The 7,436-nt window shown below is 56.8% G+C and carries 6 protein-coding genes; all 6 read left to right on the forward strand.

Annotation, left to right across the window (positions count from 1 at the left end; genetic code table 11):
* The first annotated feature begins 268 nt into the window (after positions 1–268).
* The 6 genes from H7B67_RS24150 to H7B67_RS24175 all read left to right on the forward strand — a co-directional run bounded on the left by H7B67_RS24150 (position 269) and on the right by H7B67_RS24175 (position 6,631).
* A complete protein-coding gene (locus H7B67_RS24150; protein ID WP_185122435.1) occupies positions 269–634 on the forward strand; it encodes a hypothetical protein in 366 nt (121 codons plus the stop codon).
* A gap of 162 nt (positions 635–796) precedes the next feature.
* The gene (fabI, locus tag H7B67_RS24155; protein WP_185122436.1) at positions 797–1,573 is read left to right on the forward strand and encodes an enoyl-ACP reductase FabI; all 777 of its coding nucleotides are present in this window, start codon (positions 797–799) and stop codon (positions 1,571–1,573) included.
* A gap of 181 nt (positions 1,574–1,754) precedes the next feature.
* Positions 1,755–2,768 carry a substrate-binding domain-containing protein gene (locus tag H7B67_RS24160; protein ID WP_185122437.1) on the forward strand — a complete coding sequence of 338 codons (1,014 nt, stop codon included), beginning with the start codon at positions 1,755–1,757 and terminating at the stop codon, positions 2,766–2,768.
* 189 nt (positions 2,769–2,957) lie between these two features.
* A complete protein-coding gene (locus H7B67_RS24165; protein WP_245364060.1) occupies positions 2,958–4,403 on the forward strand; it encodes an ABC transporter substrate-binding protein in 1,446 nt (481 codons plus the stop codon).
* A complete protein-coding gene (locus H7B67_RS24170; protein ID WP_185122438.1) occupies positions 4,404–5,516 on the forward strand; it encodes a carbohydrate ABC transporter permease in 1,113 nt (370 codons plus the stop codon). It abuts the gene before it with no gap.
* The gene (locus H7B67_RS24175) at positions 5,516–6,631 is read left to right on the forward strand and encodes a carbohydrate ABC transporter permease (protein WP_185122453.1); all 1,116 of its coding nucleotides are present in this window, start codon (positions 5,516–5,518) and stop codon (positions 6,629–6,631) included. The genes H7B67_RS24170 and H7B67_RS24175 overlap by 1 nt, the downstream gene beginning before the upstream one ends.
* Positions 6,632–7,436: the final 805 nt, after the last annotated feature.

Genomic DNA, 7,436 nt, shown 5'->3' on the forward strand with positions numbered 1-7,436 from the left:
AAATGCAAGGTGAGAAATACCTACGTTCATCCTATGATTTTGGAGCTACCCATAGAGGGGACCCCATAGGGCGTCACTCCCCCGTCCATAGGAATTCGTGACTTGGAAAGCATGCCTCGACGGATAAAAGCAACTATTTTGGAGGAGCTAAACCATGCGTAATGAGAAGAGCAAAACTGCTGTTTCTGTACTAAGGCAACTCGGCAGCGCCCTTCCGAAAGAGCAGGGAGCTTGCTTCGCTTCCAATAAAGGGCAGGGAGACACGGGATTGCCTATTCGCGCAAAGAAGAAAACCATGAACAAACGGGGAGAAGGTCCTATACCGGGTAAGGGCGTTCTTCCTTTCGCTATTCGGAGCCTGTACCGGGTCGTTATCCGTTTCTCGGATGTGGACACGCTGCTCGTCGCCATCTGCATGGATTTGCTGTTGAACGTTCATTCGGACGAGGAGTCCCTGAGGTATTTTCCCGATTTAACGGATGAAGAGACGAGCGAACAGATCATTCTGAAGCAAGGGCTGACGGTCTTTATCGCGACTTCCTGCACGGTCGAGCAGCTTCGGGAACGCTTTACTCCGTTTCATTACGTGGCGGGAGTCGATATTCTTCCGCTCGATCAGCTCGGCCCGAGGTGAACGGATAAAGCGGCGGATTAAGCATGGTGGTATGCCGGAAGGGTTAGTAGTATAATAAAAGCTATTGTGCAAGGAGAAGAGTCAAGCACCTCTATCCGGAGGTGCTTTCCTTGCGTTCGGCGCAGCATCGCGCAATACGGAAAGCTGGAGGAACGAAGAACAATGTCTAATTTGCTTGCTGGCAAAAAAATCGTCGTCATGGGAGTCGCGAACGAGAGGAGCATCGGCTGGGGGATCGCGAAGTCGCTCCACGCGCATGGCGCGGAGCTGATCTTCACCTATCGCAAGGAGAGATCCCTCGACCGGCTGAACAAGCTTCTGGAGGAGAACGGGATCAAGCCGCTGATGGTAGCGGCCTGCGACGTGTCCGAGGACGAGAGCGTCGTTAACGCCTATGCCCAGATAGGGGAGAAGGCCGGAACGATTCACGGAGTGGTTCATTCCTTGGCGTATGCAGGCAAAGAGGAGCTCCAAGGCGAGTTCGTCGACACGACCCGCGAAGGCTATATGCTTGCACAGGATTCCAGCGCCTATTCGCTGGTCGTCGTAGCCAGGGAAGCAAGGAAGCTGATGACCGAGGGCGGCGCGATCGTCACCCAGTCCTATATCGGAGCCGAGCGCGTCGTTCGCAACTACAACGTGATGGGCGTGGCCAAGGCGGCGCTGGAAGCATGCGTGCGCTATCTGGCGGAAGACCTCGGCAAGGACGGCATTCGCGTGAACGCCATCTCGGCTGGACCGATCCGCACTCTGTCGGCGAAGGGAGTGTCCGGCTTCAACGAGATCTCGTCCGTCGTCGTCGAGCGCGCGCCGCTGCGCCGCAACGTGGACCAGAGCGAAGTCGGCGACGCGACGATGTTCCTCGTAAGCGACCTGTCGAGAGGAATTACCGGCGAAGTCATCCACGTCGATTCCGGCTACCACATCATGGGGCTGTAAGCAATACTGACGGGCCGATACCGGCCAACCGCAGAGGGGTTCTGTTAAAGAAGCCTCTCTTTTTTTACGGCAACAAGCCCAAACTTCCCGATCGGCGTTTTTCCTCTTGACATCCAGAATTGGAAGCGATACCATAAGGCCACGACGATCTGAAAAGCTTTTCACGAAAAGAGGGTGTCCCGTGACGAAGCCGACCATTCGCGACGTAGCCCGACTGGCCAATGTCTCCATCAGCACCGTCTCCCGGGTGATGAACGCTCCGAACACCGTTATCCGCAGCAAGCAGGAGCGGGTGCTAAACGCGATCGACGAGCTGAAATACAAGCCGAACGCTCTGGCGAGGGGGCTCATCTACAAGAAGACGAACACGCTCGGAGTGGTCATTCCGGACATTCGCAACTCCTATTACGCCGATATCATCCGCGGGATGGAGGACGCGTCGAAGAAACTCGGCTACAACCTCATCATCTGCAATACCGATCATGACCGCAACCGGCTATTCTCCTACTTAAGCAATTTCGACGAGCGGCAGGTAGACGGCATTCTTTTTACAAGCGAACCGATCACCCCCGACTACCACAAGGAATTGAAACGGCTGCGCAAGCCGGTCGTGCTCGTCTCCACCCACTCCTTGGACTACGAATTGCCTTCCGTGCGCATCAACGACGAAGAAGCCGCATACGACGCGGCGAAGCATTTGATCGAATCCGGCCATCGCTCCATCGGATGGATCGGCTTCGATTTAAGCGACAGTATCGCGGGCTTGCCGCGTTACCAAGGCTACATCCGCGCCCATCGGGATTTCGGACTCTCCATTCGCCAGGAGAACATCCACCTCGTCAGCCTCTGGTCCGACGATTCGCTGGATGCGGCGCACCGGCTTTTCCTTCAGAATCCCGATCTGACGGCCGTCTTCACCGCTTCCGACGAGCTGGCCATCGGCCTTCTCTGCTACCTGAACGAAAGGGGAATTCCGGTTCCCGAGCAGGTTTCGGTCATCGGGTTCGATAACATCCGCATGTCCCGGTTCACCATTCCCAAGCTGACCACGGTTGCCCAACCGATGTACGAGATCGGGTATCGTTCGGTCGAGAAGCTTCATGCCCGAATCGAAGGAGCGGAAGATCCGATTCTTCGCGAATACCTGCCCCATGAGCTGGTCCTTCGTTCCTCTACCCGGGCTTTAGTCGAATGAGATTCGGTTTTTGGCGGATTTTGAAAAGCTTTTCAGAGTGTTGTCAAAAAACTTCGGGCGATTTGAGGAGGTGAGGCGGCTTAAGGAAGCCATTCGAGGACTGCAACCTGAGAGCGTATACAACCAGTGGAGATCAGAAGGTTCGTTAGCATCGCAACAACCCATTATCATGACGAGGGGCTGAGTCGATTGTTGAAGAACAAAGGATGGACCATCGGTACCGCACTCTTGCTCGTTTTCGTACTGCTGCTGTCCGCTTGCGGCGGCAACAACAACAATGGCAACCAAGCATCCAGCTCGCCATCGCCGAGCGCGGAGTCCGCGTCGCCTTCCGCATCGCCATCGGCGTCTCCCGAGGCGTCTCCGAGCGAGGAACCGTCCTCCAGCCCGATCGCGGGAGGATCGGCGCTTGACGAGGCCTACGCCGGCAAGTACAAAGGGACGAAGGTGACGATGTTCGGACCGTTCGTCGACGTGGACCAGAAAAAGTTCGAGGACGCGATCAAGGAGTTCGAGGAGAAAACGGGCATCGACATCCAATACGAGGGCTCGAAGGAGTTCGAAGCGACGATCTCCATCCGGGTCGACGGCGGCAACGCTCCCGATATCGCCGACTTCCCGCAGCCGGGCCTTCTCGCCAACTTCGCCAAGTCGGGCAAGGTGATCGACGTCGGAACGTTCATGGATAAGAACAAGCTTGCGGCCAACTACAACCAGAGCTGGCTCGACATGGCCACGATGGCCGGACCGAGCGGGGATATCATGGCGGGCATCTGGAACCGCAGCAGCGTCAAGAGCCTGGTCTGGTACCCGAAGAAGGCGTTCGAAGAGGCAGGATACACGATTCCGAAGACTTGGGAGGAGCTGCTGGCCTTGACCGAACAGATCGCCAAGGACGGCGATCCCGCCTGGGCGATCGGCATCGAGAGCGGAGCGGCGACGGGCTGGCCGGCGACCGACTGGATCGAGGACATCATGCTGCGCACGACTACGCCGGAGAATTACGACAAGTGGGTCAAAGGCGAGCTTCCGTTTACGGACGACATCGTCAAGAACGCGGTCCGGAAGATGGCCGAGATCTGGCTCAATGACGATTACGTTTACGGCGGGAAGAAGTCGATCGTGACGACCGCGTTCGGCGACGCGCCGAAGGTCATGTTCGACAACCCGCCGAAGGCATGGCTGCATCGCCAGGCGAGCTTCATCACCAGCTTCTTCCCGACCACGCTCAAGTCCGGCGAGGACTACGATTGGTTCTACCTTCCGCCGATCGATCCGGCGTACGGCAATCCCGTGCTCGTCGCGGGCGATATCTACGCGATGTTCAACGACCGTCCGGAAGTGCGCGCCGTCATGGAGTTCTTCACGACGGGCGAATCGATCAAGACGTGGATTCAATCGGGCGGTGTCATCGCGCCGATGAACGACGCCAAGGCGGAATGGTACACGAGCGACGTCGAACGCCGCATGGCGGAATTGGCGCAATCGGCGACGACGCTGCGGTTCGACGGTTCCGACCTCATGCCGGGTGCGGTCGGAGCGGGCACGTTCTGGAAGGGCATGACCGACTATATCAGCGGCACCGTCGACCTGGACGGCGCGATGCAGGAAATCCAGGCGGGCTGGCCTAAATAAATGCCGGAGCTCAAGACGACGGCGAACGGGACGAAAGGGGCGGCAGGCGGAGCAAGAGGGGCCGTCGCCCTCTGGTCCGTCCTCATTCCGGCGCTGAACGCGGCAGGGCATACCGGCATCTTCCTGTTCCTGCGCGATACCGAGCTGAACCCGGTTTTGTACGCGATTGTCGCGATCCTATGGGGAGTCGTCGGCGTTTACGTCTTGTACGCATCCCTGAATTGGGTCGTCGAACAGTACGGCGAAACATGGAAAAGAAGAATTCAGCCCTATCTGTTCGTCGGTCCCGCCTTTGCTTTACTCACTTGGCTGCTGCTCATCCCGACGATCCGCACCTTGATCATGAGCCTGCAGGACGCGACCTCGTCCAAGTTCGTCGGGCTGGCCAACTATGCGGCGGTGTTCACGAACCGTCTGCTGCTGACCGCGCTGCGGAACAACCTGCTCTGGGTGCTGTTCGGGGCGACGGCTTGCATCGTTCTGGGCCTGCTGATCGCGGTGCTCGCGGACCGAAGCAGCTTCGAGAGGCTGGCCAAGGCGATCGTCTTCATGCCGATGGCGATCTCCTTCGTGGCGGCGGGCGTCATCTGGAAGTTTATCTACTATTATCAGCCCGGCGACGAGCAGGTCGGCCTGCTGAACGCCATCGTCGTCAGCCTCGGCGGAGAGCCTCAAGCCTGGACGAGTATGACGCAGCCGTGGAACAACCTGTTCCTCATCGTCATTCTGATCTGGATGCAGACGGGCTTCGCCATGGTCATCTTCTCCGCGGCCCTCAAGGCGGTGCCGGAGGATATGCTGGAAGCGGCGAGAGTGGACGGAGCGGGCGAGATCCGCATTTTCTTCAAGATCATCGTTCCGTTCATCTCCGCCACGATTCTCTCCGTCACGACGACGATCATCGTCTTTACGCTCAAGATTTTCGACGTCGTCATGGTGATGACGGGGGGCCAATACGATACCGAAGTGGTGGCTACGCAGTTCTACCGGCAGTTCTTCATGTACCGCAACTTCGGCTACGGCTCGACTCTGGCGATCGTGCTGCTCATCGCGGTGATTCCCGTGATCTGGTTCAACCTGAGGCAGCTTCGCAAGCAGGGAGGGTTCGCATGATGCGCAAGAGCAAGGGCAGGGATGGACGCAGGCGCGGGCGCAAAGGCTCGAAGACGGTCGTCAACCTCGTGCTCGGGATCATCTGCTTGCTGTGGCTCATTCCGACGCTGGGCTTGTTCGTCTCCTCCTTCCGTCCGGCGACGGAGATTCTGAAGACGGGCTGGTGGACGGTTCTCCCGCATCGGGAGTACGTCGCGAAGGAGCAGCTTCAGCTGCCGAAGGATACGGATCTTAGGCAGCCGATCGAAGTGAACGGGACGACTTACACGGACGATCAGCTTCGCGAAGGCGTGAAGACGGACGAAGGCACCGAGCTGATTTGGGAGAACCGCCGGGCCCGCACGATCGATGTCCGGGAGCTCGGGTGGCGGATGAGCACCGAATTTACGCTGGATAACTACGCGGGAGTTCTGACGGGCAAGGAATACGACATCCCGAAGCCGGACGGCACCGTATCCAAGGAGAAAGGGAGCAACCTGAACCAGGCGTTTCTCAACACGCTGACGGTCGCGATCCCGTCGACGATCATCCCCATTCTGATCGCGACGTTCGCCGCTTACGCTTTCGCTTGGATGAAGTTCCCGCTGCGCAAAACGCTGTTCGTCATCGTCATCATGCTGCTGGTCGTCCCTTTGCAAGTAGCGTTGATTCCGATCCTGAAGGACTACACCTCGCTTGGGCTTAACGGTACTTTCCTGGGCGTCTGGATCGCGCATGCCGGCTTCGGCCTGCCTCTCGCCACTTACTTCATGTATTCGTACATCAGTCAGCTTCCGAAGGATCTGTTCGAATCGGCGTTCATGGACGGGGCGTCGAACTTCACGATTTTCACGAAGCTGATTTTGCCCCTCGCCGTCCCGTCCATCGCATCGATCAGCATTTTCCAATTCCTGTGGGTGTGGAACGACTACCTCGTATCCCTCGTGTTTATCGGCAGCCAGCCGGACGTTCAGGTGCTGTCCATGCGGATCGCCAACCTGGTCGGCTCGAGGGGGAACGACTGGCACCTGCTGACGGCTTCCGCTTTCGTCTCGATGCTTATGCCTCTGGCGGTGTTCTTCGGATTGCAGCGCTACTTCGTGCGAGGATTGCTTGGCGGGTCGGTGAAGGGGTAGGAGCTAATAGGAGGGGAGCGGGGATGCTTCCCTCCTGAGGCTTTATTCCGAAGTTCACGCCAGTCTCAGCCGAATGTCCATCCGAGGGAGCTAATCCTCTCGATTTATCGGTTAACGGACATCCAAGGCCTTTATATCCGATTTTCCAATTAAGAAGCGGGGGTCTACGTTTCACGGGTTCTAACGTCCGTTAGAATTTTTAAAGAGCATTTAGAGTTAGCTATGCGTCGTTGATGTCCGTTCGCTACGGGGACATTCATTGAGCTTAACCGATCTGTCATGTCTAACGGGTGGGCCTTAGAAGACTGTCCCGGATAAGCTTTAACGGAACTGACAGACGTTATTTGGGCTCCAAACGGCTCCTTTTGATTCTAACGGATCTAGGAGCCCTTATTTTGGTGAAAAATCCTGTTTTATATCCATTTTCTCGAAATAAGGTCGCTCAGTTCCGTTAGAATTCCTTCCCTCTGTTTATGGGCAAAATAGCGTCTCTCAGTTCCGTTACAAGTCGGTTCAACTAAGGAGCTGCAACCGACATAGTCAGTATCGCGACCGTAAACAATAAGAATCACATTGCAAGTGCTTTTTTTGAAATTACCCCCTTGCACTTTTGCGAGATCGGGTGTATATTTATCTCAATTTAAAGATAATTAAATTCAAAACAACGACGAAAGCGAGGTGACGAAGCATGAAGGAGAAGAGTCGGACGCAAGAGCAAATGCTGAAGCGAGAGCAGACGCAATCGCGTACGCTTCAGCAGAAGCCAACGCAAGAGCGCGACGTCTCCCTGAAGCTGTTCGTCGTC

Origin of the sequence: Cohnella thailandensis, assembly GCF_014212135.1 — a bacterium.
Taxonomy (GTDB): domain Bacteria; phylum Bacillota; class Bacilli; order Paenibacillales; family Paenibacillaceae; genus Cohnella; species Cohnella thailandensis.